A 23715-nucleotide genomic window follows, 5' to 3' on the forward strand; every position below is an offset into this window, starting at 1 on the left:
GTCGGGGGAAAGGGGGGAGCAAAAAAACGGCAGGCCGGGGAAACTTGCGGATCCGGGCTGCCGTCACGTAAAAGGGTTTACCGCCGTGCGCTCTCCTGCGCGTTACTTCAGCGACATTGTGTCCTGATGTATTCCTGCAATCCTTTTATCTGGATAGTTGCGGCATCTATTCGCTCTCTGAGAGTAAAATAATCCCGTTGAGCGGCGTCATTAAGTCGGGGGCTGCCGTCATCAGCCACGCCGGCGGCGGCGGCGCCTGCGGGCATGGGCCGCTGAACGCAGGCGGCGTTGAGCTGCAGCCTGCGCTTGCCAGCAAGCACGTCACGCTCAAGGCTTTCGATAGTCGTTTTCGCATCCGCGAGTTCTCCCGTGTAGCGGGCATCCAGTTCCCGCAGTTTGTTCTGCAGCGCCTGTTGGGTCTGCAACGCCGCATAGGCGTTGTCCAGCTCTGACTTCAGCGTCGTAATTTCCCGTTGCGCCGCGTCGTTCAGTTTCCGGTAATGGTTCAGGGAACTCCCCAGCACCACCAGCCCAAGCATCAGCGTTGCCCCCGCAGCCATCTTCCAGGTCAGGCCGCTCATGACAGAAACAGCGCACGTTCCGCCGTCCTGCGCATAAAAAGGCCGGCAAGCTGCATACCGCCAACCTTGGTCCACTTCATAAATTCTTCGGCAGCGCCCTGGGTATCGCCATCGTTGAGTTTCTTCAGCAACGTCGAAGTTCCCAACGCCCGCACGCCGAGGTTATAGGCGAAGCTGACCAGCGCGTCGTACTGTCCCTGCGTAACGCCGACTTTCAGCAACTTATTCACGCCCTGCTCGTACTGCACTACACCGCAACGCAACAGCCGCTCCGCCGTCCGCTGGGTAATCGTCATGTCTTCCCTGATTTTTTTGCCATCAACCAGTTGCGTCCAGCCGTACCCGATGGTCCATACCCCCGCGGCGTCCTGATAGGCTTTCAGTTCGCATCCTTCAAACTGTTTTATGAGGGCAATTCCTGCATCACTTATCTGCATCTGAAGATCCCGTATTCGTTTTATTGCCAATCAGACGACGCAACAATGTGCCGAAATAATCCGTTCCCAGATAACCAACCATAATGCTGCCGATATAGGCCAGGTTGGTTTTCAGCCCGATCAGGTCGAGCAAGTCCCGGATAAACCAGGCCAACATGGCGCACATCAATGCATCAATCAGCACACGCCAAAATTTACCGCCGTTATAACGTCCTCTGAGGTACGCCATCGTTGCCGCTAACATCGCGCCTACCCCCTGCTCTTTTACCGATACCAGCCATGCCAACACGGCAGACCAGACTTCCGGTGTTTTATCCGTCATGCCAAATACCACCTCCGCTGCCATCATTACTGGACAATTGTTCGGATATGCCGCCGTTGCCGGCCGCACGCTCAATATTCATTTGCATCCCAAAGAACTCATTACCAGTCGATCCCTTCCGGGGCTGGGGGATCTCATTGCGCGATCCCAAACGCGGTTTCTTGTGTGCATCCCTGCTAATACATGTTGACTTAATACACCAATATTTTAGCAAACAGCTAAATCATGGCAAGCGTTAGGGCGGATTATATTTAGCATAAATGCAAATATTTTGAGCAACAAGGCGATATGTTTGCGCTAAAAATTAGCGTAAGGACATAAAAAAACCCGCAACCGCGGGTTTTAGCAGGGAAATAAAAAAGTGGGAAATCAGTAAGTAACGGATGACCAGAACACCCGGCCGACAATACGGATCTCAGACAGATCGCGCACCTCTTCCTGGTGCTCTTCGCTGTTGTAACTGCGGATTTTAACTCTGCCGCCGGGAATGGCGTACAGCACTTTGACGCGCAACAGATCGCCGTAATCAATGGCGTACATTTTGCCGTCCTTGATCTCCCGGCTTCCGGTGTCGACTCCCACCGTCGCGCCATCGGGCAGCACCGGCTCCATGCTGTTGCCGATCACCTCAACGCACACGGCGTTGCTGAACTGAACGCCCAGGCGTCTTAACGTCGATTTAGCAAAGCGCAATTTAAATCCATTGTGATCTTCTCTGAACACACTCCCGCTTCCCGCGGCCAACTGCACCTCTTTCAGGAACGGGACCTCCACTTCATCATCGTCCAGCGGCGTGCTGGCGTCCCACGGCTCGATGTCGCCGATAATCTTTGCCTGCTCCGCCGCCGCAACCGGATGCGTTTCGGGGTGTACTATATCAAGCCAACCGTGAGGAAGCCCAAGATTCAGCTCAACTTTGCGGGCAAGATCGTCCCCCAGGTTGCGGACAGCCTTCCCCCCCAGAATCTGGCTGAGCGTAGAAGGCGAAGTGCCGCACTTCTCGGCGAATTCCGCTTTGCTGATGCCCTCTCTCAGGGCTTGTGCTTGTTGATAGCGCAGGTTTTCGCGCCGGATATCTTTTATGTCCATAGCGGAGTGCTCTCATTATTTAGCGAGAACGCAAACTGGTGTTGCTAAATTTAAAGCCAATTAGCGGAAGATCTTCATGCTAACGTCTTGTGCAAAATTTAGCAAACAGAACAAGCCGACTTTCGTGACAATTACCCCAACGGCAACGCCATAATAATGGCATCTTCCCGGCCTTCTGCCGTGGGATAGTAGTTCCGCCGCACGGAAACCTCGTTAAATCCCAACGCGTCATACAACGCAATCGCCCCCTGATTGGAGCTGCGGACTTCCAGCCACAGGGTCAGTATGTCACGCTGCATCAGATCCTCAATCAATGATTCCAGCAACGCCCGCCCGAGGCCGCGCCGTTGGCAGGCGGGAGAAACCGCGATATTGAACAGGGTCGCTTCGTCCAGCACTATCTGCGTAATGGCGAAGGCCGCCAGTACGCCGTCATGTTCGAGCTTCAGGTTGTGATAGCGTTCGCCCTGATTGCTGAGGAACGTTTTTTCCGTCCAGGGGAAAGCGTGGCTGGCGCACTCAATCTGAAATGCCTGAGGCAAATCAGCCAGCGTCAGCAAAGAAATAGTGTTCGTCATGACAAATCTGCCGCCACAGGGCGCGTTTGGCGCCCGGATTATCATACAGCGCCTGAAGCGCCGGTGTTTGCAGGATACCTTTGCCGGCGCCGGGCGTAATCTCTTCCCCCAGCAGCCAGGCATCATGCGCCGCTTCCGGCGGCAGCATGGCATATTGTTCAGGGGTCAGCAGCATCGCGGCGGCACGTTCCAGCCTCAGCGCGCTCAATACGTCGCCGACCATCACGTCATCCGCACTGACCGGCTGGGCAGACACGATCAACAAGCGTACATGCGCCGGCACGCTGATGGCGACCTCCCCCTGCAGAACCGCAGGGCGGCCGAGCACCCATTGGGTGATCCCCATTTGCTGCAATAAAATGTCACGTCGGGAAGCCATAATTCATCCGCCATTGCGCGCCTGAAATCCGCCGGAGACCGTCTCCGGAGCGGCTATGCTAACAAACCCGCCGGGAATGCGCCAACAACGCTGCATCCCCGGCGCCGAAGAGTATATAATCCCCGCTCTGTTTGTTAAGGAGCCAGGAATTCATGTCAGCACTCACCCCCGCCAGCGAAGTCATCCTGCGTCACGAAGACGAATTCGCCGACCGCCGCGTCGTGTTCGCCGGCGATTTGCAGGACACCCTGCCCGCGCAGTTGTCCGCAGCCGACGTCCGCGTACACACCAGCCAATACCATCAATGGCAGGCGCTGAGCCCGGCGTTGGGCGATCGCTGCCGTTTCGGGCTGCTGGCGGAAGAAGATCTGCTCGCCGGATGCGATACGCTGGTGTACTACTGGCCGAAAAACAAGCCGGAAGCCCAGTTCCAGCTTATGCAGCTGTTTTCCCTGCTCCCGGTGGGCTGTGAACTGTTCATCGTCGGCGAAAACCGCGCCGGCGTACGCAGCGCGGAAGCCATCGTTGAAGAATATGCATCGCTGGCGAAAATCGACAGCGCGCGCCGCTGCGGCCTGTACCACGGCCTGTTGGAAAAACGTCCTGACTTCTCACCTGAAGCATGGTGGCAACACTACACCACCGGCAGCCTGACCATCGCGGCCCTGCCCGGCGTGTTCAGCCGCGACGGGCTGGACATCGGCAGCCACCTGCTGCTCTCTTCGCTTGAACCGCATCTGAAGGGCAAAGTGCTTGACGTCGGCTGCGGCGCCGGCGTCCTGGCCGCAGCGATAGCCAAAATGTCGCCCAAAGCGAAGCTGACCCTGAGCGACGTCAGCGCCGCCGCGCTGGATTCCAGCCGCGAGACGCTGCGCATCAACAATATCGAGGGAGACGTCATCGCCAGCAACGTCTATTCCGACATCCAGGGGCGCTTCGATCTCATCATCTCTAACCCGCCGTTCCACGACGGCCTGCAAACCAGCCTGCAAGCGGCGGAAACGCTGATTCGCGGCGCCGTCCGCCATCTGCCGATCGGCGGGGAGCTGCGCATCGTCGCCAACGCATTTTTGCCCTACCCCAACGTGCTTGACGCCATTTTCGGCGGCCACGACGTGGTGGCGCAGACCGGTCGCTTCAAGGTCTACCGCGCCATTTTGGGCCGTTCATCTCCCGGTCTGAAAGCCCACTAATCCGGCAATGCCATCCGCGCCCGCCCTCCGGGGCGCGGGAAACCGGCAATCACGCCTCAGGCGCCTGTATTTTCAGAACAACCGCCCATTTTTGCAGCAAACACACGCTGGACGGGAAATAACTGTTGACCTTGCCGGCAAAACCTCTAGAATTCGCCTCCGTGGTTGTATTGCTGCAAGGCAATATACGGTACGCGAAGGTGGCGGAATTGGTAGACGCGCTAGCTTCAGGTGTTAGTGTCCTTCGGACGTGAGGGTTCAAGTCCCTCTCTTCGCACCAAAAACCACGCTGATTTATGCTGAATGACATCCTGCGAAGGTGGCGGAATTGGTAGACGCGCTAGCTTCAGGTGTTAGTGTCCTCCGGACGTGAGGGTTCAAGTCCCTCTCTTCGCACCAATGTTGTGAAGGCATAACTCAGGCTGCTTTGTTAAAGCAGCCGTTATCTGCAGTATTGTTATCTGGTGTGCGAAGGTGGCGGAATTGGTAGACGCGCTAGCTTCAGGTGTTAGTGTCCTTCGGACGTGAGGGTTCAAGTCCCTCTCTTCGCACCAACAGATACCCCCGGCTGTTTCTTCATCCCCCTGACACTTACCCAGCGCTATCACAGAATTCCCAGATTCAGCGTCATCGTCGCCAGTCCGCCGGCCAGCGCCAAACCGGAAGGCAACAAAACATAGTCACGCCAGCGGCGGTTAAACAGCATCAGCACCGTCACGCACATCGCCAGCGCCACCCACATCCGCAGCGAGAACATATCCGGTTTCGCCGCGTCAATCAGCGGCAGGCACAATAACGGAATCCCCATACCCCACAGGCTTCCCGGAGAGCGAATCAACATAATGACAACAATCAGCAACGCCGTGACACATAACCAGGCCATCATCACGCCCCACAAAATGATAATGATTATTATTATACATTATTTTTTACCCGCTATCATCCCCACAACCATTAGGACAATTCTTCACTTCGGTGACTTTTTCCAGCAATACTGATATTTTTAATCCAGTATTAAGAAAAATCCCTCTCTCGCTGGTTATTTCTGATTAGCGGGAACGCATTTTTACAGGCACAACATCCTTCATCTTGCGGCAGGTTATTTCGTTATGAACGCGAACAGCTATGACAATTTATTAAAAAGTAAATCGCGTTTGGTATTACTGCTTTTTCTGTTACTTAACGGCTCGCTGGCATTTTATGCCCTGCTGAATCCCTTACAGACCAACCCGCCCTATACGCTGCCCGGCATCGCCGTGCTGTGCCTGAGCGTACTTTGCGGCGGTATCTTCTTCTTTCAGAAAAACGGCTATATTTTAAAGCTCAATATCTCCGCCTTAATACTGGGGATATTATGGGCTGCGCATATTTCAATTAAATTCGCGCACGTACAAAGCAACGAACACACTTTTTTATTACTGAATTTATTCAGTATTTTTTTCATTGGCATGATCGCGCTTTCCGATCATTTTCTGGCATTTTGCCTGTATGCCCTGCCCTCGTCGCTGGCTGCTCTTTACCTGAACGATCTGCATAATATTTCACGCATCATATTTATCGTGGTGCTTCCGCTGGTCGCTTTTTCGGTGAATCTGATGATGGGCCGCCGCCTTGAGCACTTCACCCGGCGGCTGGTCACGCGTTTGGAACAGGATCGGGAACGCTACAACGATCTCAGCATGCAGGATCCCCTGACCGGCCTGCTGAACCGGCGCGGGCTGGAGGAGAAATTCAGCGAATTCAAAACAACCGATACCGATCACTCCCCTCATTTCGTCGTCATGATCGACATCGATCATTTCAAATCCTTCAATGACCGCTACGGGCACCAGCTGGGCGATCGCACGCTGGTTGTGATCTCCTCGGTTATCCGCGATGCGCTCCGCGGGCGCGATCTGGCCGTGCGCTACGGCGGGGAAGAGTTTTTGCTGGTCCTGCGCGACGCCTCGGAAACGCTGGCCGTACAGTTGTGCGAGCACATCCGCCAGCACGTTGAAAAAATGACGACCGATAACGACATTCCCTGCCGGATAACGCTTTCCGCCGGGCTGGCTCCCCTGCGCCGCCACAATCTGGAAGAAGCCATCACCCGCGCAGATGAGGCGCTTTATTTGTCGAAACAGCGCGGACGCAATATCGTTTCCCTGGCGACCTGAATCAGACTGTTGATAATAATTATCAGTTTTATTATCATCACCATTCATTGAACTATCGCCGGATCATGCATCGTGAACATTACCGCGTTGTCCGCACTAAACGCATCCCCCTCAGCGGTTTTATCTCCCCAACCGCCTGACGCTCAAACGCTGAATGCCTTGTTCACGCAGCACTCCCCGCATTTCCTGACGACGTTCCGGTTCAATGAAACCGACGGGATGCCGTATTCCCATTGGGCGCAGCCGGAAGCGTTCACCGCGCTGTTACAGCAATACCAGCAAGATCAATACGCCGGTTTTCCTGACAAAAAGCCGGAGCCGCGGGCACTGCACTCGCTGTGGGCACAATGGTATTTCGGGCTGCTGGTGCCGCCGGTCATGCTGCTGCTGCTGCTCGCTCCGTCGCCGATAGATACGCGCCCGCAAAACTTCAGGGTCTGCTTTCACGCCAGCGGCCGCCCGGAATCCTTTGTTTGCTTCCCTGCGCTTCCCGGCGCTGCGGACTATCCGCAAACGTCGCTGCAACGCCTGATCGGCTTTGTCGAACATCATTTACAGCCCGTAGTTACCCGGCTTGAGCAACTCAGCGGCCTGAGCGGTAAGCTGAACTGGAGCAACATCGGCTATGTCATGCACTGGTATCTGGGGGAATTGAAGCCGCTAATCGGCGCCTCCCTGTATCAGCAGTTGCAGCACGCCCTGTTCTTCACCCCGCATTTTCCCGACGGCGGGGTGAACCCGCTTTACCGCACCGTATTGCTGCGCAACGGCGCCGTACAACGGCGGACCTGCTGCCAGCGCTACAAGCTGCCGAAGGTTAAATCCTGTCCGGATTGCCCATTGAACTTAACCTGATAAAAAAACCGGCTTAATAAAGCCGGTTTTTTTATTCCTGCGTTCTGCCCTGGATTCTATATAAAGGAAAATAATTAAAAAAGGCGCTATTAATAACCGCAGATACAAATAACTACATGATTAGTATGTCTATTTTAACATTCCTTATATGATTTTTGTGATGTAAATCACAATATCCACTCCATGTATTATTAAGCAAAAATAATTACTGACAAGTGATAATAATAATAACTATCATTCAGACTCTCATTTTGCACCAGAACGCATAACGCAGGTCTATTTGATTTTTGCAGGGATAACCAATGAACAGCCTTTCACGCCTCACCCTATCGCTGAGGATGGCGCTTCCCGCCGGTCTTCTGCTTTTACCGCTGGTTTCCAGCGCGGATGATGCGGCTACCGCCGCCCCCGTCGACACGAATGGTAAAAAAAACGACACCATCGTCGTCACTGCGCAGGATGAAAATAACCTGCCGCCGTTGGGGCGCTACCAGAACACCGGAACCAAGTCGACGCTCACCGCACAGGAGACGCCGCAAACCATCAACACCGTAGAAGCGCAGGAGCTGGATGAACGCGGCATCAATGCCCTGAATGAAGCGCTGCGCTACGTGGCCGGCGTCACCACTGAAAACCGCGGCGGTGCCATTACCCGCTTTGACGAGTTCACGATCCGCGGCTTTAAGAACAGCGAAAACTATCTCGACGGCCTGCAACTGCCTTATAACGAATGGAATATTCAGGGGCAGGTCGACACCTACATGCTCAACCGCATCGAAATCATGAAGGGTCCGGCGTCCGTGCTGTACGGCAACGCATCGCCGGGCGGCATCGTGAACCTGATCAGCAAAAAGCCGGAGGAAAGCCAGAACACCGACCTGGAATTCAACACCGGCAACCAGAACCGCCGGGAAGGAAAAATCGACTCCACCGGCCGCATCGGCGACAGCGACGTGACATACCGTTTCGTCGGCCTGGCCAGCGCCCGCGATGGGCAGGCCAAAACCACCCACGAGGAACGTTACCTGCTGGCGCCGTCCCTGCGCTGGGACATCAACGAAAACAACTCGCTGCTGGTGCAGGCTTTCCTACAAAACGATCCGAACGCAGGCGCTTACAGTTCGCTGCCCGCTTCCGGCACCCTGTGGGGCAACCCCAACGGTCAGCTTCCCAGCAACGCTTACGTCGGCGACATCAACTGGGAATCTTACAAACGCAAGCAGGAGTCCGTCGGCTATCAGTTCGACCACCGGTTTAACGACGACTGGAGCTTCACCCAGAAAGCACGTTTCATGCACATCACCGCCTATCAGGAGAATACTTACAGCTCCAACGGCGGGCTGGACGCCGACCAGCGCACCCTGCAACGTCACCTCTACCTGACCGACGAAAGCATGGACTCGTTCACCATCGACAACCAGGTGGCCGGCAAATTCAACACCTGGATGCTGGAGCACAACGTGTTGGCCGGGATGGACTACCAGTGGCAGCACAACCGCACCATTTATCAGGACGGGCTGGCGCCGAGCATCGATATCTTCAACCCCGACAACAACCAAATCGACCGCAGCCAGGTCACCTTCCTGCCCGGATACGCCACCGATGCGCGCTATAAAATGCATCAAACCGGCTACTACCTGCAGGATCAAATCAACATCGACAGGCTGACGCTGTTGGCAGGCGGGCGCTACGATACTTACGAAAAACGCACCTATGGCCTGCAATACGGCGCCGACGTGAATGAAACCTTCTCACAGGACAAATTCACCAAGCGCTTCGGCGCGATGTACCACTTCGACAACGGCATTTCCCCCTACGTCGCGTATTCGGAAGGGTTTGAGCCGGTTGCCGGGCGCAACAAAAGCGGCGGTTCCTACAAACCGGAAACCAGCAAAATGTGGGAAGGCGGCGTGAAATTCGCTACGCCCAGCCAGGATACCCAGTTCACCGCATCGGTGTTCGACATCAAGAAGAAAAACGCCCTGACATCCAACCCGGCGGGCGCCGATCCCTACGAGAAATACCAGACCGGCGAAGTGGAATCCAAAGGCTATGAACTTGAGCTGCGTACCTCGCCGCTGGAAAACCTGCTGCTGACCATGAACTACGCCTATACCGACGTGAAGGTCACCGAAGATGCCAACGCATCGCTGATCGGCAAACGTCCGGTACAAACGGCGAAAGACAACGCCAGCGCCTGGGCCAACTACACCATCGACACCACCTTCCTGCGCGGCCTGACCGTCGGCGCCGGTATCCGCTACATCGGCCGGATGGAAGTGGATCAGCAAAACAGCGCGCAGGTTCCCGCCGTCACGCTGTACGACATGGCAGCCAGCTATGAGCTGGGCAACCTGACGCCGGTGCTGGACGACGCCACGCTGAAAGTCGCGGTAAACAACCTGACCGACAAACGCTACATCGCCAGCTGTTACGACAGCAACAACTGCTGGTTCGGCGCGGAGCGCTCCGTGGTGGTCGGCGTGAAATACAGCTTCTGAGTACCCTGTTCCGCCCCTTCTGCTGAAGGGGCGTATTTACCCGCCGGCCTTGCCGGTATCTGCTGGAACTTGCTGAGTAACCCCGTTTAATAACCGAAGGTCAGACTTATGACTCAGTACTCCCCTGCGCCGCAAAACGGCGTTTCCGTGGCGCCTTATGACTTTATCGCCATTGGCATCGGCCCTTTCAACCTCGGCCTGGCCTGCCTGACGCAGCCGCTGAAAGGCGTCAACGCCCTGTTTATCGATCAGAATACGGAATTCAACTGGCACCCCGGCATGATGCTGGAAAGCGCTCACCTGCAAACGCCGTTTATGGCCGATCTGGTAACGCTGGCCGACCCTACACACCCGTTGAGTTTTCTCAACTATATCAAGCAGCAGGGACGCATTTACTCATTCTATATCCGGGAAAATTTCTTCCTGATGCGCAAGGAGTACAACCAGTATTGCCAGTGGGCCGCGTCGCGGCTGAACAACCTGCGCTTTAACACCCGCGCGGAACGCATCGACTTTGACGCGCAGCAACAATGCTACCGCGTGACGTGCAGCGACACCCGCACCGGTCAGCCGTTGCATTTTCTGGCGCGCCGTCTGGTGCTGGGCACCGGTCCGCACCCCGCGATCCCCGACTGCTGCCTCGCGCATGCCGGCCGCATGACGCATGCCGCCGACTACCTGTCGCACAAAGAAACGCTGCAAACCCGGCGCAGCATTACCGTGGTCGGCAGCGGCCAAAGCGCAGCGGAGATTTTTTACGACCTGCTGGGCGACATTGATGAAAAGGGGTATCAGCTGAACTGGCTGACCCGCGCGCCGCGCTTCTTCCCGATGGAATACACCAAGCTGACGCTGGAAATGACGTCCCCGGAATACGTGGACTATTTCCATGCTCTGCCGGCAGCAAAACGGGACGAACTGAACCGGCTCCATCAGCCCTTGTACAAAGGCATCAACGGCAGCCTGATTAACGCCATTTTCGATCTGCTTTACATCAAACGCCTGAACGGCGAACTCAACGTCAATATGTTCACCAACACCGCGCTGGTGGGCGTGGCTCCGCAGGCGAACGGGAAAGCCCTGACGCTCTCCCTGCACCAGCACGAACAGGACAGCCGTTTCACCCTCAACAGCGAAGGCGTCGTGCTGTGTACCGGCTATCGCCATTCGATCCCCGCTTTCCTGGAAGGTATCCGCGATCGCATCGTCTGGGACGAACAGGGGCGCTACGATGTCGCCCGCAACTACAGCATCGACCACTCGCGTTCAGGCATCTTCGTGCAAAACGTCGGGCCGCATACCCACAGCTTCGTCACCCCGGACCTCGGCATGGCATGCTACCGCAACGCCTGGCTGCTGCGCGAAATGACCGGCACGGAACATTACCCGATAGAAGAACGCATCGCCTTCCAGCAATTTTCCGCCCCGCCAACAGGAGTCGTGTCATGACCCCGCTGATCTATGAAAAATACGTTCCGCCGCTGGGCAGCTTCGGCCTGCGCCTGTTGGATCCGGTACGCGATGCCTCGTTGCTGCACCGCTGGGTCACTCAGCCCTATGCGCAATACTGGGGCATGCAGTCCCAGAGCCGGCAGGAGGTCTACACCTTTTACCGCGACCTGATGGCGCAGCACCCGCAGGGCGCCTATCTGGGCCTGTTCCGCGGCCGGCCCGCATTTCTGCTGGAACGTTATCAGGCCATACACGATCCCGTGGGCCAATGCTATCCGGCACGGCAGGATGATTACGGCATGCATATTCTGGTCGCGCCGGCCCAGGAGCCGCTCTCCGGCTTTACCTGGGCCATCTTCCGCACCATCGTGGAATTTATGTTCAGCGATCAGAAAGTGGCACGCATCGTGGTAGAACCGGATATCCGCAACGAAAAAATCCACCGCCTGAATAAACGCGCCGGTTTCGCCTACCAGCATCCGATTACCCTGCCCAACAAAACCGCCTGGCTGGCGTTTTGTACCCGCGAACAGTACGCCGACGCCCTGCGCCGCGACATGCAACCCCACACTCAGGAGGCTTCCCTATGATCGCCCGTCAAACCCCGTTCGCCGCCCTGACGCCGGCGGCGCAAAACGCTGCGGCCATCAGCCACCTTCAGCCTGCAATCTGGGCGCAGGCCAACCGCTTGCTGGTACGTAAAGCCATCACCGAGTTCGCCCATGAGCGGCTGATTTCCCCGCAGTGCATCGTTGAGCCGTCGCACGCGGGAGAACCCGGCGAATACCGGCTCGACGCGCCGCAGGGCGAGCTGAGCTATACCTTCCGCGCCCGCCGGTTAGCCCTGGAACACTGGGCGATCGACGCCAGCTCGTTGCAGGCGTTTCACGCCGGAGAAGCCGTCGCGCCGGACGCCATCCGCTTCATCATCGCGTTCAGCGGGGCGCTGCATATCCCGCAGGAGATGCTGCCGGTCTACCTGGAAGAGATTACCAGCACGCTCTACAGCAGCGCCTTCAAGCTCAGCTACCGGGCAACGCCCGTGGCGGCGCTGCTCAACGCCGACTTCCAGACGCTGGAAAGCGCCATGACCGAAGGCCACCCGGCTTTCGTCGCCAACAACGGGCGCATCGGTTTCGATGCCTTCGACTATCAGGCCTATGCCCCTGAGGCGGCAGCGCCCGTGCATTTCGTCTGGCTGGCCGCCCACCGCAGCAAAGCGCACTTTGCCTGCACCGACGACCTGGATTACGAACAACTGATGCTTGACGAACTGACGCCGGAAACGGTGGCGGAATGGCGTCAGCGCCTGCGCGATCAGGATCTCAACCCGGCTGACTACCTGTTCATGCCGGTGCACCCCTGGCAGTGGCAAAACAAGCTGACCGGCATCTTCGCCCCGGACATCGCCGCCCGTCACCTGATTTACCTCGGCACCGGCAGCGACACGTACCAGGCGCAGCAGTCGATCCGTACCTTCTTCAACACCCGTCACCCGCATAAGCATTACGTCAAAACCGCGCTGTCGATCCTGAACATGGGGTTCATGCGCGGCCTGTCGCCGTATTACATGGCGACGACGCCGGGCATCAACGAATGGCTGGCGGCGCTGATCGACAACGATGCCTGCCTGCGCGATTACGGCTTCCGCATGCTGCGCGAAGTGGCGACCCTCGGCTATCACAACCGTTATTACGAAGAAGCCTTCAGCGGCGACACGCCATACAAAAAGATGATGGCGGCGCTGTGGCGCGAAAGCCCGCTGGCGCTGATCAAGCCCGGACAGCGGGTGATGACTATGGCGGCCCTGCTGCATCAGGACAGCGCCGGCAACGCGCTGCTGCCGGCGATGATCGCCGCCTCCGGCCTTGAGACCTCCGCCTGGCTGCAGCGCTACCTGCGCAGCTACCTCAGCCCGCTGCTGCACTGCCTGTACACCTATGACCTGGCGTTTATGCCGCACGGCGAGAACCTGATTCTGGTGCTGGAAAACCACACGCCGGTGCAGGTGTTCATGAAGGACATCGCTGAAGAGATCGTGGTAATGGATCCGAATGCGGAGTTGCCGGAGAAGGCCAGGCGCGTTGCGGTATCCGTGCCGGAAGAACTGAAAATCCTGTCGATCTTTACTGACGTCTTCGACGGCTTTTTCCGCTTTATGGCGGCGATCCTGCACGAACAGGGCAACTATCCGCAGGATCGTTTCTGGCAATCCGTGGCGGCCTGCATTCATGAATACCGCGCTGCGCATCCGGAACTGGCGGAGAAATTCGTTCGTTACGACCTGTTCTGCCCGGTCTTCGCCCACTCTTGCCTGAACCGTCTCCAGTTAGCCAATAACCGGCAGATGATTAACCTCAGCGATCCGGCGCAAAACCTCAAGTTTGCCGGCGAACTGGATAACCCGGTGGCGCCTTTCGCCTGAGCCGGACGGCGGCAGGGAGGCCGCGTTTACTCTGAAACCTTTTACGGATCGCCTCACCATGACAGAAAGCGTACGTTCTCCCATCAGCCGCCTCGACCGCCGCGCCGTGGTGTTTCCGCTGGCGCTGGTCCTGTTTGAATTCGCCACCTACATCGCCCACGACATGATCCAGCCTGCCATGCTGAACGTCGTGCATGACTTCCATGCCGATCCCGCCTGGGTGCCGGTTTCGCTGACGGCTTATCTGGCCGGCGGCATGACGCTGCAATGGCTGCTCGGTCCGCTTTCGGATCGCACCGGGCGCCGCCCGGTAATGCTTTGCGGCGTGCTGGTGTTCATCTTCGCCTGCGTGGCGGTGCTGTTCGCCCAAAACATCGAACAGTTCATCCTGCTGCGCTTCGTACAGGGAGTCAGCCTGTGTTTTATCGGCTCGGTCGGATACGCCGCGGTGCAGGAAGCGTTCGACGAAACGCTGAGCATACGGGTCACCGCACTGATGGCGAACGTCGCGCTGATTGCCCCGCTGCTCGGGCCGCTGGCCGGCGCGGCCTTCATTCACGTCGCGCCCTGGAAAGCAATGTTCGCGCTGTTCGCCCTCGTCGCGCTGGTGGCCTGGCTGGGGCTGTGGAAAGCCATGCCGGAAACCGCGCAGTCGCGCGGGGAGCGGCTGCGCCTGAGCGAACTGCTGCGCGACTACCGCCGGGTTTTCGCCAACCGCCGCTTCGTCTGCGGCGCGGCGGCCATCGGATTTTCCGCCCTGCCGCTGCTGGCCTGGGTGGCGATTTCCCCGCTGATCCTGATGGACGGCGCCGGCGTCACGCCCGCCGTTTACGGCTGGCTTCAGGTGCCGATTTTCGTTTCCCTGATCGCGGGCAATCTGGTGCTGGCGAAGATCGCCGGGCGTATGAGCATTGAAAAACCACTGTGGCTCGGCGCTCCGCCCATCATTGCCGGGCTGACGCTCGCCGCCGCAGGGACGCTGTTTTCCCCCCACGCCTACGGCTGGACGATTACCGGGCTGAGCCTTTACGCGTTCGGCACCGGGCTTATCAACGCCGGTCTGTATCGCCTGACCCTGTTCGCCAGCGAGATGCGCAAAGGCACGGTTGCCGCCGCGCTGGGGATGACCACGATCGCCATTTACGCCATCGGCATTGAACTGGCGCGGCGGGTATATCTGTGGGGGGATGGCGGGGTCTTTAACCTGTACGGACTGGCGAGCGGCCTGTTGTGGCTGATGCTGATGAGCCTGTTTTTGCGCAAGAAAGCGGGCTGACAGGTACGACCGTTAGTCGAAAAACACCATATCCTGATAAGGCCGCGCCCGGCAGGCCGCCAGGCGGGAATCCAGGTCGCCGCTGTGAATTTCCAGCCGGTGGCCGTCCGGATCGAGGAAGTAGAGCGAATCGCCTTCGCTGCGGTTTTCCTTCCATTCCGTGACGCCCGCGGCACGCAGTTGCCGGGCGGTCAGCGCAAATGCCTGCGGGGCAACGCTGAAAGCATAGTGGGTATAGTCCGGCGTGTCTTTTCGCCGCAGCGGATCGACGGACAGGCAAAGCCACAGCTCGCCACAGGAGAAGTAGGCACCGCCGCGCCAGCGGGCGCGGGGACGAAAGCCCGGCAATTGTGAGTAAAAGGCAAAACTGACCGCCAGATCGGTCACCGCCAGCGTTAAATGATTCAGCCCGTGCAACATATTCCCTCCTGAACGAAAACGGCCGCTCCCCCCAACGGAAAACGGCCGTTTCACCCTACCATTGCGCTCAGTAACGTACCATCACCGACTTCAGCTCCGTGTAGTGCTCGATGAAAGCACTGCCGAATTCACGCCCGATACCGGATGCCTTAATGCCGCCGAACGGCAGCGCGGGGTCCAGGAAGTTATGCATGTTGATCCACAACGTGCCGGACTCAATGCGATCGACCATTCTCAGCGCCTTGCTCAGGTCGTTGGTCCACAGGCTGGCGGCCAGCCCGTAGGGCGAGTCATTCATCATCGCGATCAGTTCTTCTTCTTCCTCATAGGCCAGGAAGGTACATACCGGGCCGAACGTTTCTTCCCGCATCAGCAGATCCTGCGCGCTTTTGGCGCGAATGATCGTCGGTTCAACAAAGAATCCCGGCCCCTGCAATGCATTACCGCCATACACGATCTCATTCCCCTCCTGACGCGCCTTATCAAACAGCGCCAGGATCTTTTCATAATGCGCCCGGTTAGCCAGCGGGCCGAACTCGGTGGATTCGTCCAGGGAAGCGCCGATGTGCAGTTGGCTTAAGCGCTGCGCCAGCTTTTGCAGCACCTCGTCAATATGGCTTTTCGGCAGGTAAAAACGCTCGGCGGCGGCACAGATTTGCCCCTGATTCATGTAGCCGGCTTCGAGAATGCCATTCACCATCGCATCCGGAGTGACGTCGGCAAGGAAAGCCGCGCCGTTTTTACCGCCCAGCTCCAGGGTGACGCGCTTGAGATTGTCGGCCATCGCCTCTTTACCCACGGCGATCCCGGTCGGCACGGAGCCGGTAAACGACACCTTGGCGCAGTGCGGATGGCCGATCAACAACGGTCCCAGCGTTCTGCCAGAGCCATTCACCACGTTGATCACGCCGTCCGGAATGCCCGCCTCTTTCGCCAGCTCGGCCACGCGCAGCAGCGTCAGCGGCGTGAACTCGCTCGGTTTAAGCACGATGGTGCAGCCGCAGGCCAGCGCCGCCGCCATTTTCCACACGGCGATCATGATAGAGAAGTTCCACGGCACGATGCCCACCACCACGCCGACAGGCTCGCGGCGGGTAAAAGCGGTGTACTTTTCTCCCTGCATCGACGGCAGGGAAAGGCTCATGGTTTCGCCGCTGATTTTGCTCGCCCAGCCGGCGAAATAACGCATAAAGTGGCTCGACTGATCCAGCTCGAACAGGCGCGAAAGCTGGATGATTTTCCCTGAACACAGGCTTTCCAACTGAGCCAGTTCCTCACGATGCTGCTGCAACAGCTCCGCCAGCCGGTTCAGGCAGTTACCGCGCTCCATCGGCGACGTTTGCGCCCAACTGCCGGTAAACGCGGCACGGGCCGCGTCCATCGCCGCATTCACTTCTTCGGCCGTTCCCTCATTCACTTCGGCAATGACTTCACCGCTGGAGGGATTCACCACGGGAAAACGCTCGCTACCGCTGCCATTCACCGCCCGGCCATTAATATAGTGGCCGTTGTTACGGGTCAGAAATGACGACACCTGCTCGAGCAGCCTGATCTCACTCATTTTCAACTAACCTCTGTCAAAGGGGCGCTCCCCCGAAAAAACCAACAAGTCCCATATGCATTCTTCGTTCACCGCCGCTCCGGCGCAGTGACCCTGACTAAAACTGTAGCCCTTAAATGGGCAAGTTCAGCCGGGAAAGCTGACATTAGGTTAATAACAACGATTGGATCACAATTATTTTACAAACAGAACACAGATACCGCAGGAAGCGGCAAGAGAAGCCATTACGGCCAGGGAGACGGGGTAATAGAAAACGGGCCGCCTGCTGCCGCAGGCGACCCGTTCAGCATCCGGTGATGTCAACGCATCTTACTGGTTTTTATTCTCCAGTACCTCGGTCATACGGCGCAGGTACTCGTTATTTTTGAAAGCGATAATGATGATTTCAAAAAATACCCTGATAAAAATCAGAGAGACGATCAGAGAAACGATGCTCATGATCAATTTTAAAAAGGTAAAACCTTCCCCGGCAAACAGGCTGATAAATACGCCCAGCACCGTGAAAACGATACTCAGCCAGTAGATGAATACCATGATTTTCGGCGTAATCAATTTATCAAAACTTAACATACCATTCAGCATAACAACCTCCATATGATTATACAGGGGAGAGAGCATAGACTAATTTAATATCTGGTTACAATAATTTTATTCATCAAACCAATAAATTATGAAAATGCATTAATAATCAACAGATTAAAAAAAATAAATTTGTATACTTTTGTCAGTAAGATATAACTCACAGGCGCTGATAAAGAACTGATTATATTATGGCTGAGAATCATGAAAATAAAAAAGCGCCCTGCAGTTAGCTCAAAAAGCAAACATAATCGGAATTCTCTCTCTCATCCATCCCATAAAAAGAATAAAACCCGGAAGATCGTTCCGGGTTTTATTCATCGCACAACGGCATCATCTATCAGGCCATGACCATTTCACTTACCACCGGGTGAAAGTTCCGCCGGAAGTAAATCAGCCCATGCCCTTCCTGATTGAGCGTAATGTGTTTTATCTGCACCAGATACACCAGATGCGTGCCGATTTCCTGCACCTGATCGATCACGCCTTCCAGATTCGCCAATGCGCCTTTCAGCTGCGGCTGCCCCAGCGCGCCCTCATTCCAGACGTCCCAGCTGAAGCGCTCCTCCATGGAAATTCCGGTCATTCCGGCAAAGTGGCGCGCCATCGGCTCTTGCTCGTGATTAAGCACGTTGATGCACAGGCGGCCATTCTCCCGGAACACCGGGTTCATTGCGCTGTTGCTGTTAATGCATACCATCACCGAGGGCGGCGTGTCGGTCACTGAGCAGACCGCGGTGGCGGTAATGCCGCACCGCCCCGCCGGGCCTTCGGTTGTGATGATATTCACCGCCGCCGACAGACTGGCCATCGCATCACGAAAACGCAGACGATGTTCGTTTTCCACAGACATAACCTCCCCCTTTGCCGGTTTATTTCAGCAGGTTATCCAATTGATTGATATCGCCGTTGTTATGCAGCCACGGCACGGTCCAGCCATTCTGGTCGTATTCGGACAGGCAACGGTCGACCATCGCCATCATTTTGTCCATGTTGCCGGAGCCTTGCGCCTGACGCAGACACTGCAGACGGATTTCATCCTGGCTGCCGGAGTAGTTGATTTCATACAGCTCATGGCGACCGCCGAATTCGCTGCCGATCGCATCCCACATCAGTTTCAGGATCTTGATACGTTCGACATGATCCATCCCGTTGGAGCCGCGTACGTACTTCGCCAGGTATTTATCGATCTGCGGATTATTCAGATCGCGCGCGCTGGACGGCAGGTAAATCAGCCCGCTGGTCACGTTGCGCTCAATGATGTTTTTGATTTTGGCATAGGCCATCGGCGCCATAACGCGGTACGTCTGCAATGCGGCATGATCCGGCAGGTAAGCGCCGTTGACCCACGGCGTAGCCTCGCTGCACATGGAGTCGCTGAGCGCCCAGAACGTGTTGCGCCAGGCCACCACTTCACCCAGATCCGCCTGTACGCCGCGGAACTCAGACACCCCGGTGCACTCCAGGCTGCGCTTGAGCAGCGCAGTGATGAAGTCCAGCTTCACCGCCAAACGCACGCAGGCCTGCAGCGGGTACATGCGGGCAAATCCGCCTTCCATCGTCCAGCGACGGCAGCGGTCGAAGTCGCGGTAAATCAACACGTTTTCCCAGGGGATCAGCACGTTGTCCATCACCAGGATCGCATCGTTTTCATCGAAGCGGCTGGAAAGCGGATAGTCGAACGGAGAACCGGTCGCACCGGCCACCAATTCGTAAGAGGCACGGGAAATCAGCTTCACGCCGTCGGCGTCCATCGGCGCGACGAACATCAGGGCGAAGTCGGGGTCCTCCCCCATCACCTGCGCGGAACCAAAGCCAATCATGTTGTAGTGGGTCAGTGCGGAGTTCGTGGCGACCACTTTCGCGCCGCTGACCACAATACCGGCGTCAGTCTCTTTCTCCAGCTTGATGTAAACGTCCTTCACCTCATCAGCCGGCTTATGGCGATCGATCGGCGGGTTGACGATAGCGTGGTTGAAGTACAACCCGGATTCCTGAATACGCTGATACCAGTTACGCGCGTTGTCGGCGAACTGACCGTAAAAGTCCGGATTCGCGCCCAGCGCACAGCCGAACGCGGCTTTGTAATCCGGGGTACGCCCCATCCAGCCGTAGCTCAGGCGCGACCACTCGGCGATGGCGTCACGCTGCTGACGCAGTTCCTGCGGGCTGCGGGCAAAACGGAAGAACTTGTGGGTGTAGCCGCCGTTACCGGTGTCGGTGTTCCAGCACAGGGCGTCATGGGACTGCGGCTGATGCAGAGCGTCGTACAGTTGCCCTACCGATGCGGCCGCATTACGGAACGCCGGGTGGGTGGTAACGTCCTTGACCCGCTCGCCGTAAATGTAGATCTCACGACCATCCTGCAAACTTTTCAGGTACTCCTGGCTGTTAAAAGGACGCTTGCTTTCAGAACGAAAATCTTCAGGTTTCATGTTTGTCTACCTCACAATCGGAATCCGCTCCGGCGCGCTTCATCAACGCTGCCGATTCGCTTTTGTTAATTATTTGTTTGTTTTTTGTTTACTAATTGAAGCGCTTGATCGCAATTGCGGGAAGATATTTTTGAGTCAATCGCGGGTACTTTTCAGGACGTGGCGGAGGTTTTCCGTGAAAGTGTGATCTGAGGCGGATTTAACACTGTTTCCCCGCGCCGGCGGGGAAACGGCATCATGACACCGGAATCTGGCTGGCCCGAAACGCGCTGGGCGAGCAGCCGGTCTGGCGGTTAAAAAAGCGGGCGAAATAGGCTGGATCTTTGAAGCCCAGCTGGTAGGCGATTTCATGCACCGCACTGTCGCTGAACAACAGCAGGCGTTTTGCCTCGCGCAGTTGGCGATCGAAAATCAGCCGCTTGGGCGAACGGTTGGCAAAACGGCGGCACATATCCGTCAGCCGCGATTCGGTGATTCCCAACCGCTGGGCATACTCGGGTACAGACCAGTGCTCCGAATAATTTTCGTCGATCATCTGGTTAAAGCGCTGAAACTGCTTGAGTTCGCCGCGAACGCCGCAGGTGGGGTGATCGTTGAGCGGAACGTTGCGCAGCAGCAGGTTAAAAACCGCCTGCGCCAACAGGGTCAGAGTATGTTCATGACCGGGCAGCTTGGCGGTGGATTCCCGCTGGATCAGCGCCCAATAATGCCCCAACGCCTCCAGCTCCTCCGGCTTATCCGCCATCGACAGGCAGATCCCCGGCACTCCCAGGGCATCGCGGGTTCCCGGGTAGAGAATCTCCAGCAGCGGCCAGATCAGCTCCTGACGGACGGTCAGCACGTGCCCGTCACTGTCCGGTTCGGTGAAAAAGGCGTGAGGCATGGACGGCGGCGTCAGCACAAACAGCGGCGCCTGCACGGAAAAACGTTGATCGTCGAGCTGAAGCTCGATCTGCCCTGTGTTGAGAAAATGCATCTGGAAAAAGCGATCGTGACGATGCGCCTGCATGTCGCGCCCAAAAAAGGCCGCCATGCGGGAAAAGGATTGGTAATGAACGTCGTCCGTTCCCTGAGTTTCGTCGTAGTCTTTACTGATGTCGATGTTAGTAATGGATTTTTCGGACACCGGAACCTCCAGGGGGAAGAAATCGGTTGGATCTTTTATGGCAGAAGATGGCCCGTCGGGCCACCTTCTGCGTCTTACACTTATCCCGTTTTACATTTATCCCGTTAAGGCGTCGCCCTCGGTCTGGATGCGTTCATCGGAATCATCCATACCAGGAAGGCGCCGAGCACCAGCAACCCCGCCACAAAATAGAGGCCGGAGTTAAAGCTGCCGGTCTGATCCTTCAGCCACCCGATCAACAGCGGGCTGATGCCGGAACCGATGTTGCCCACGGCGTTGATCACCGCGATCCCCACCGCCCTGGCCCGCAGGCTGATCGATTGGTCCGGCGTGGTCCAGAAGATCGCCATCGCGGTGAAGGAGCCGACCGACGCCATGATAATCCCCAGCAGTTGGATCATGCTGTGGCTGGTCGCCGAAGCCAGCAGCCACCCCACCGCACCAAACAGGTAGGGCAGAACCGTGTGCATCTTACGTTCCTGCAGGCGGTCGGAGCGCCGGCTCCACCACACCATGCCGGCAATGGTACACACCTGCGGAATCGCCGCCAGCAGCCCGATCACAATGTTGCTGCTGCCCTGGTTGAAACTTTGCAGAATCTGCGGCGTCCAGATGTTCACCGCGCTCAGCGTGTTGGTCAGGCAAAAATACGCCAGCGTGTACAGAATGATCACCGGGGTGAAAATTTCACGCCACATGCTGGTTTTCTGCAGGGCGGAGTGGCTCAGGCCGCCTTCCGGCTGCACCAGATCCAGCTTGTCCGCGTCCATCATCTCTTTGAGGGTTTTCTTGTCCTCATCCGTCAGCCACTTGGCTTTCGCCGGCGTATCGTCCAGATAAATCCAGACGATGATCCCCAGCAGCACCGACGGGAAGCCTTCCAGCAGGAACAGCCACTGCCAGCCTTTCAGGTCCAGAATGCCGTCCATCGACATGATGTAGCCGGACGCCGCCGACCCCAGCGCCATCGTTACCGGCATCGCCACCATGAACAGCGCGTTGGCGCGGGCACGGAAGTAGGCCGGGAACCAGTAGGTCAGATACACCAGCACGCCCGGCAGGAAACCCGCCTCGGTGATGCCGACGATCATACGCAGGATGTACAGGCTGGTGGGGCCGGTCGCGAACATCGTCGCCGTTGAAGCCAGGCCCCAGCACACCATGATGGTGGCGATCCAGCGCCGCGCGCCCACGATCCCCAGCATGATGTTGCTGGGAATGCCGAAGATCACGTAGGTCACGTAAAACAGCGTCGTAGCCAGGCCGAACATGGTGGCGTTAAGCCCCAGGTCTTTCCCCATGGTCAGGCCGGCAAACCCGATGTTGATGCGGTCAAGAAATGAAAAAACAAACAAGACAAACAGGAAAATAATGACACGGCGAAACAGCTTATTAATTACCGATTGTTGCTGCGCGCTGAGTTGCCTGTGTTGGTCGGCCGGATTTGCCGCACCTTTCGCTATGGTCGGTGAATCGCTCATCGTGCTTCCCTCTTATTATGGCCGGCTTGCTCCCGCAAGCGATTAATAAACGCCCGATGAAGCCTGCGCGTCGTTGTTGTTGTCAGCCTGGTTACCGGCTCCGAAACGGGCAGCCAGCGCTTCAGCGGCGCGCGCCAGCAGCGTGGTATCAACGCCCACCGCCACGAACAGCGCCCCCAGTTTCAGGTAATGCTCAGCCGCTTCCGGCGCGGCCATCAAAATGCCCGGCGCTTTGCCCGCGGCTTTGATCATGGCGATCGCCTGCTCAATGGCGGCTTTCACCTCCGGATGCTGCGGATTACCGGCATACCCCATATCCGCGCTCAGATCCGCCGGTCCGATGAACACGCCGTCTACCCCTTCAACATCCAGGATTTGCGGCAGGTTTTTCATCGCTTCGCGGGTTTCGATTTGCACCAGCACACACATTTCGGCGTCAGCGTTTTGCAGATAGCCCGGCACCCGGTTCCAGCGCGAAGCCCGCGCCAGCGCGCTGCCGACGCCGCGGATACCGTTCGGCGGGTAGCGCGTGGCGCGCACCGCTTCGCGCGCCTGTTCGGCGTTTTGCACCATCGGCACCAGCAGCGTTTGCGCGCCGACGTCCAGCAACTGCTTGATCTGCACCGCGTCGTTCCAGGAAGGACGCACCACCGGATGGCTGGGGTACGGCGCAATCGCCTGCAACTGGCCCAGTACGGTCTGGACGTTATTCGGCGCATGCTCGCCGTCGATCAGCAACCAGTCGAAACCGGCGCCGGCCAGCAGCTCAGCGCTGTAGCTGCTGCACAAGCCGAGCCACAGACCGATTTGCGGTTTGCCCTCTTTCAGGGCCTGTTTGAATGCGTTATGCAAAATTGGCGTTGTCATCG

Annotated in this window: 23 protein-coding genes and 3 tRNA genes; 11 read left to right on the forward strand and 15 right to left on the reverse strand. The window is 57.3% G+C overall.

What is annotated here, in order from left to right:
- Nucleotides 1-107: 107 nt before the first annotated feature.
- The 6 genes from C8D90_RS12325 to C8D90_RS12350 form a co-directional block, all read right to left on the reverse strand.
- Nucleotides 108-581, reverse strand: coding sequence for a lysis protein (locus C8D90_RS12325; RefSeq protein WP_115458749.1), 474 nt, complete (start codon nucleotides 579-581; stop codon nucleotides 108-110).
- Complete coding sequence (locus C8D90_RS12330; protein WP_115458750.1) at nucleotides 578-1018, reverse strand: lysozyme; 441 nt, start codon at nucleotides 1016-1018, stop codon at nucleotides 578-580. Before C8D90_RS12330 ends, C8D90_RS12325 begins: the two co-directional genes overlap by 4 nt.
- On the reverse strand, nucleotides 1005-1340 hold the full coding sequence (locus tag C8D90_RS12335; RefSeq protein WP_115458916.1) for a phage holin, lambda family: 336 nt from the start codon (nucleotides 1338-1340) through the stop codon (nucleotides 1005-1007). Before C8D90_RS12335 ends, C8D90_RS12330 begins: the two co-directional genes overlap by 14 nt.
- Before the next feature lie 369 nt (nucleotides 1341-1709).
- Complete coding sequence (locus C8D90_RS12340) at nucleotides 1710-2429, reverse strand: LexA family transcriptional regulator (RefSeq protein WP_221810471.1); 720 nt, start codon at nucleotides 2427-2429, stop codon at nucleotides 1710-1712.
- A 131-nt stretch (nucleotides 2430-2560) separates the two neighbouring features.
- A complete protein-coding gene (gene rimI / locus C8D90_RS12345; RefSeq protein WP_115458751.1) occupies nucleotides 2561-3007 on the reverse strand; it encodes a ribosomal protein S18-alanine N-acetyltransferase in 447 nt (148 codons plus the stop codon).
- Nucleotides 2973-3386 (reverse strand): DNA polymerase III subunit psi, encoded by a 414-nt coding sequence (locus C8D90_RS12350; protein WP_115458752.1) that lies wholly within the window; start codon nucleotides 3384-3386, stop codon nucleotides 2973-2975. The genes rimI and C8D90_RS12350 overlap by 35 nt, the downstream gene beginning before the upstream one ends.
- 152 nt (nucleotides 3387-3538) lie before the next feature.
- Here C8D90_RS12350 and rsmC point away from each other — a divergent pair, with 152 nt between their 5' ends.
- From rsmC to C8D90_RS12370, 4 genes are all read left to right on the forward strand, one after another.
- Nucleotides 3539-4579 (forward strand): 16S rRNA (guanine(1207)-N(2))-methyltransferase RsmC, encoded by a 1041-nt coding sequence (gene rsmC / locus C8D90_RS12355; protein WP_115458753.1) that lies wholly within the window; start codon nucleotides 3539-3541, stop codon nucleotides 4577-4579.
- Nucleotides 4580-4773: 194 nt separating this feature from the next.
- A tRNA-Leu gene (locus C8D90_RS12360) sits at nucleotides 4774-4859 on the forward strand.
- Nucleotides 4860-4892: 33 nt separating this feature from the next.
- Nucleotides 4893-4978, forward strand: a tRNA-Leu gene (locus C8D90_RS12365).
- Between the two features lie 69 nt (nucleotides 4979-5047).
- A tRNA-Leu gene (locus C8D90_RS12370) sits at nucleotides 5048-5133 on the forward strand.
- A 50-nt stretch (nucleotides 5134-5183) separates the two neighbouring features.
- On the opposite strand, the gene C8D90_RS12375 is transcribed toward C8D90_RS12370, so the two are convergent.
- Complete coding sequence (locus tag C8D90_RS12375; protein ID WP_230473011.1) at nucleotides 5184-5465, reverse strand: DUF1435 family protein; 282 nt, start codon at nucleotides 5463-5465, stop codon at nucleotides 5184-5186.
- 223 nt (nucleotides 5466-5688) lie between these two features.
- Here C8D90_RS12375 and C8D90_RS12380 point away from each other — a divergent pair, with 223 nt between their 5' ends.
- From C8D90_RS12380 to C8D90_RS12410, 7 genes are all read left to right on the forward strand, one after another.
- Complete coding sequence (locus C8D90_RS12380; RefSeq protein ID WP_115458755.1) at nucleotides 5689-6735, forward strand: diguanylate cyclase; 1047 nt, start codon at nucleotides 5689-5691, stop codon at nucleotides 6733-6735.
- 72 nt (nucleotides 6736-6807) lie between these two features.
- Nucleotides 6808-7590 (forward strand): siderophore-iron reductase FhuF, encoded by a 783-nt coding sequence (gene fhuF / locus C8D90_RS12385; protein WP_115458756.1) that lies wholly within the window; start codon nucleotides 6808-6810, stop codon nucleotides 7588-7590.
- Nucleotides 7591-7892: 302 nt separating this feature from the next.
- Nucleotides 7893-10091: a TonB-dependent siderophore receptor gene (locus C8D90_RS12390; RefSeq protein ID WP_115458757.1), complete on the forward strand. Its 2199-nt coding sequence runs from the start codon at nucleotides 7893-7895 to the stop codon at nucleotides 10089-10091.
- A gap of 147 nt (nucleotides 10092-10238) precedes the next feature.
- Complete coding sequence (locus C8D90_RS12395; protein ID WP_196238510.1) at nucleotides 10239-11540, forward strand: lysine N(6)-hydroxylase/L-ornithine N(5)-oxygenase family protein; 1302 nt, start codon at nucleotides 10239-10241, stop codon at nucleotides 11538-11540.
- Entirely contained in the window at nucleotides 11537-12133 is a 597-nt protein-coding gene (locus C8D90_RS12400) for a GNAT family N-acetyltransferase (RefSeq protein WP_115458759.1), read from the forward strand. Before C8D90_RS12395 ends, C8D90_RS12400 begins: the two co-directional genes overlap by 4 nt.
- Entirely contained in the window at nucleotides 12130-13968 is a 1839-nt protein-coding gene (locus C8D90_RS12405; RefSeq protein ID WP_115458760.1) for an IucA/IucC family protein, read from the forward strand. The genes C8D90_RS12400 and C8D90_RS12405 overlap by 4 nt, the downstream gene beginning before the upstream one ends.
- Before the next feature lie 58 nt (nucleotides 13969-14026).
- Entirely contained in the window at nucleotides 14027-15244 is a 1218-nt protein-coding gene (locus tag C8D90_RS12410) for an MFS transporter (RefSeq protein WP_115458761.1), read from the forward strand.
- A 12-nt stretch (nucleotides 15245-15256) separates the two neighbouring features.
- Here C8D90_RS12410 and fos read toward each other — a convergent pair whose 3' ends face one another.
- The 8 genes from fos to hpaI all read right to left on the reverse strand — a co-directional run bounded on the left by fos (nucleotide 15257) and on the right by hpaI (nucleotide 23698).
- Nucleotides 15257-15664, reverse strand: coding sequence for a fosfomycin resistance glutathione transferase (gene fos / locus C8D90_RS12415; protein WP_115458762.1), 408 nt, complete (start codon nucleotides 15662-15664; stop codon nucleotides 15257-15259).
- 67 nt (nucleotides 15665-15731) lie between these two features.
- A complete protein-coding gene (locus tag C8D90_RS12420) occupies nucleotides 15732-17225 on the reverse strand; it encodes an aldehyde dehydrogenase family protein (RefSeq protein ID WP_115458763.1) in 1494 nt (497 codons plus the stop codon).
- A gap of 309 nt (nucleotides 17226-17534) precedes the next feature.
- Nucleotides 17535-17807: a DUF4282 domain-containing protein gene (locus C8D90_RS12425; protein WP_115458764.1), complete on the reverse strand. Its 273-nt coding sequence runs from the start codon at nucleotides 17805-17807 to the stop codon at nucleotides 17535-17537.
- 337 nt (nucleotides 17808-18144) lie between these two features.
- A complete protein-coding gene (gene hpaC, locus C8D90_RS12430; RefSeq protein WP_115458765.1) occupies nucleotides 18145-18657 on the reverse strand; it encodes a 4-hydroxyphenylacetate 3-monooxygenase, reductase component in 513 nt (170 codons plus the stop codon).
- Between the two features lie 19 nt (nucleotides 18658-18676).
- Nucleotides 18677-20239, reverse strand: coding sequence for a 4-hydroxyphenylacetate 3-monooxygenase, oxygenase component (gene hpaB / locus C8D90_RS12435; protein WP_115458766.1), 1563 nt, complete (start codon nucleotides 20237-20239; stop codon nucleotides 18677-18679).
- Nucleotides 20240-20474: 235 nt separating this feature from the next.
- Entirely contained in the window at nucleotides 20475-21365 is an 891-nt protein-coding gene (gene hpaA / locus C8D90_RS12440) for a 4-hydroxyphenylacetate catabolism regulatory protein HpaA (RefSeq protein WP_115458767.1), read from the reverse strand.
- 104 nt (nucleotides 21366-21469) lie between these two features.
- Nucleotides 21470-22846 (reverse strand): 4-hydroxyphenylacetate permease, encoded by a 1377-nt coding sequence (gene hpaX, locus C8D90_RS12445; RefSeq protein ID WP_115458768.1) that lies wholly within the window; start codon nucleotides 22844-22846, stop codon nucleotides 21470-21472.
- Between the two features lie 42 nt (nucleotides 22847-22888).
- A complete protein-coding gene (hpaI, locus tag C8D90_RS12450; protein ID WP_170143778.1) occupies nucleotides 22889-23698 on the reverse strand; it encodes a 4-hydroxy-2-oxoheptanedioate aldolase in 810 nt (269 codons plus the stop codon).
- Between the last annotated feature and the right edge of the window lie 17 nt (nucleotides 23699-23715).

Origin of the sequence: Enterobacillus tribolii, from assembly GCF_003363015.1 — a bacterium.
GTDB classification, from domain to species: domain Bacteria; phylum Pseudomonadota; class Gammaproteobacteria; order Enterobacterales; family Enterobacteriaceae; genus Enterobacillus; species Enterobacillus tribolii.

What these genes read in the sequence shown, in the direction of transcription:
- hpaC (WP_115458765.1), bottom strand. Translation starts at nt 18,657, where the DNA reads ATGTCTGTGGAAAACGAACATCGTCTGCGTTTTCGTGATGCGATGGCC.
- C8D90_RS12405 (WP_115458760.1), top strand. Translation starts at nt 12,130, where the DNA reads ATGATCGCCCGTCAAACCCCGTTCGCCGCCCTGACGCCGGCGGCGCAA.
- hpaX (WP_115458768.1), bottom strand. Translation starts at nt 22,846, where the DNA reads ATGAGCGATTCACCGACCATAGCGAAAGGTGCGGCAAATCCGGCCGAC.
- C8D90_RS12340 (WP_221810471.1), bottom strand. Translation starts at nt 2,429, where the DNA reads ATGGACATAAAAGATATCCGGCGCGAAAACCTGCGCTATCAACAAGCA.
- C8D90_RS12335 (WP_115458916.1), bottom strand. Translation starts at nt 1,340, where the DNA reads ATGACGGATAAAACACCGGAAGTCTGGTCTGCCGTGTTGGCATGGCTG.
- C8D90_RS12325 (WP_115458749.1), bottom strand. Translation starts at nt 581, where the DNA reads ATGAGCGGCCTGACCTGGAAGATGGCTGCGGGGGCAACGCTGATGCTT.
- rsmC (WP_115458753.1), top strand. Translation starts at nt 3,539, where the DNA reads ATGTCAGCACTCACCCCCGCCAGCGAAGTCATCCTGCGTCACGAAGAC.
- C8D90_RS12330 (WP_115458750.1), bottom strand. Translation starts at nt 1,018, where the DNA reads ATGCAGATAAGTGATGCAGGAATTGCCCTCATAAAACAGTTTGAAGGA.
- C8D90_RS12420 (WP_115458763.1), bottom strand. Translation starts at nt 17,225, where the DNA reads ATGAGTGAGATCAGGCTGCTCGAGCAGGTGTCGTCATTTCTGACCCGT.
- C8D90_RS12410 (WP_115458761.1), top strand. Translation starts at nt 14,027, where the DNA reads ATGACAGAAAGCGTACGTTCTCCCATCAGCCGCCTCGACCGCCGCGCC.
- C8D90_RS12400 (WP_115458759.1), top strand. Translation starts at nt 11,537, where the DNA reads ATGACCCCGCTGATCTATGAAAAATACGTTCCGCCGCTGGGCAGCTTC.
- C8D90_RS12425 (WP_115458764.1), bottom strand. Translation starts at nt 17,807, where the DNA reads ATGCTGAATGGTATGTTAAGTTTTGATAAATTGATTACGCCGAAAATC.
- C8D90_RS12375 (WP_230473011.1), bottom strand. Translation starts at nt 5,465, where the DNA reads ATGATGGCCTGGTTATGTGTCACGGCGTTGCTGATTGTTGTCATTATG.
- rimI (WP_115458751.1), bottom strand. Translation starts at nt 3,007, where the DNA reads ATGACGAACACTATTTCTTTGCTGACGCTGGCTGATTTGCCTCAGGCA.
- C8D90_RS12380 (WP_115458755.1), top strand. Translation starts at nt 5,689, where the DNA reads ATGAACGCGAACAGCTATGACAATTTATTAAAAAGTAAATCGCGTTTG.
- C8D90_RS12390 (WP_115458757.1), top strand. Translation starts at nt 7,893, where the DNA reads ATGAACAGCCTTTCACGCCTCACCCTATCGCTGAGGATGGCGCTTCCC.
- fos (WP_115458762.1), bottom strand. Translation starts at nt 15,664, where the DNA reads ATGTTGCACGGGCTGAATCATTTAACGCTGGCGGTGACCGATCTGGCG.
- C8D90_RS12350 (WP_115458752.1), bottom strand. Translation starts at nt 3,386, where the DNA reads ATGGCTTCCCGACGTGACATTTTATTGCAGCAAATGGGGATCACCCAA.
- hpaB (WP_115458766.1), bottom strand. Translation starts at nt 20,239, where the DNA reads ATGAAACCTGAAGATTTTCGTTCTGAAAGCAAGCGTCCTTTTAACAGC.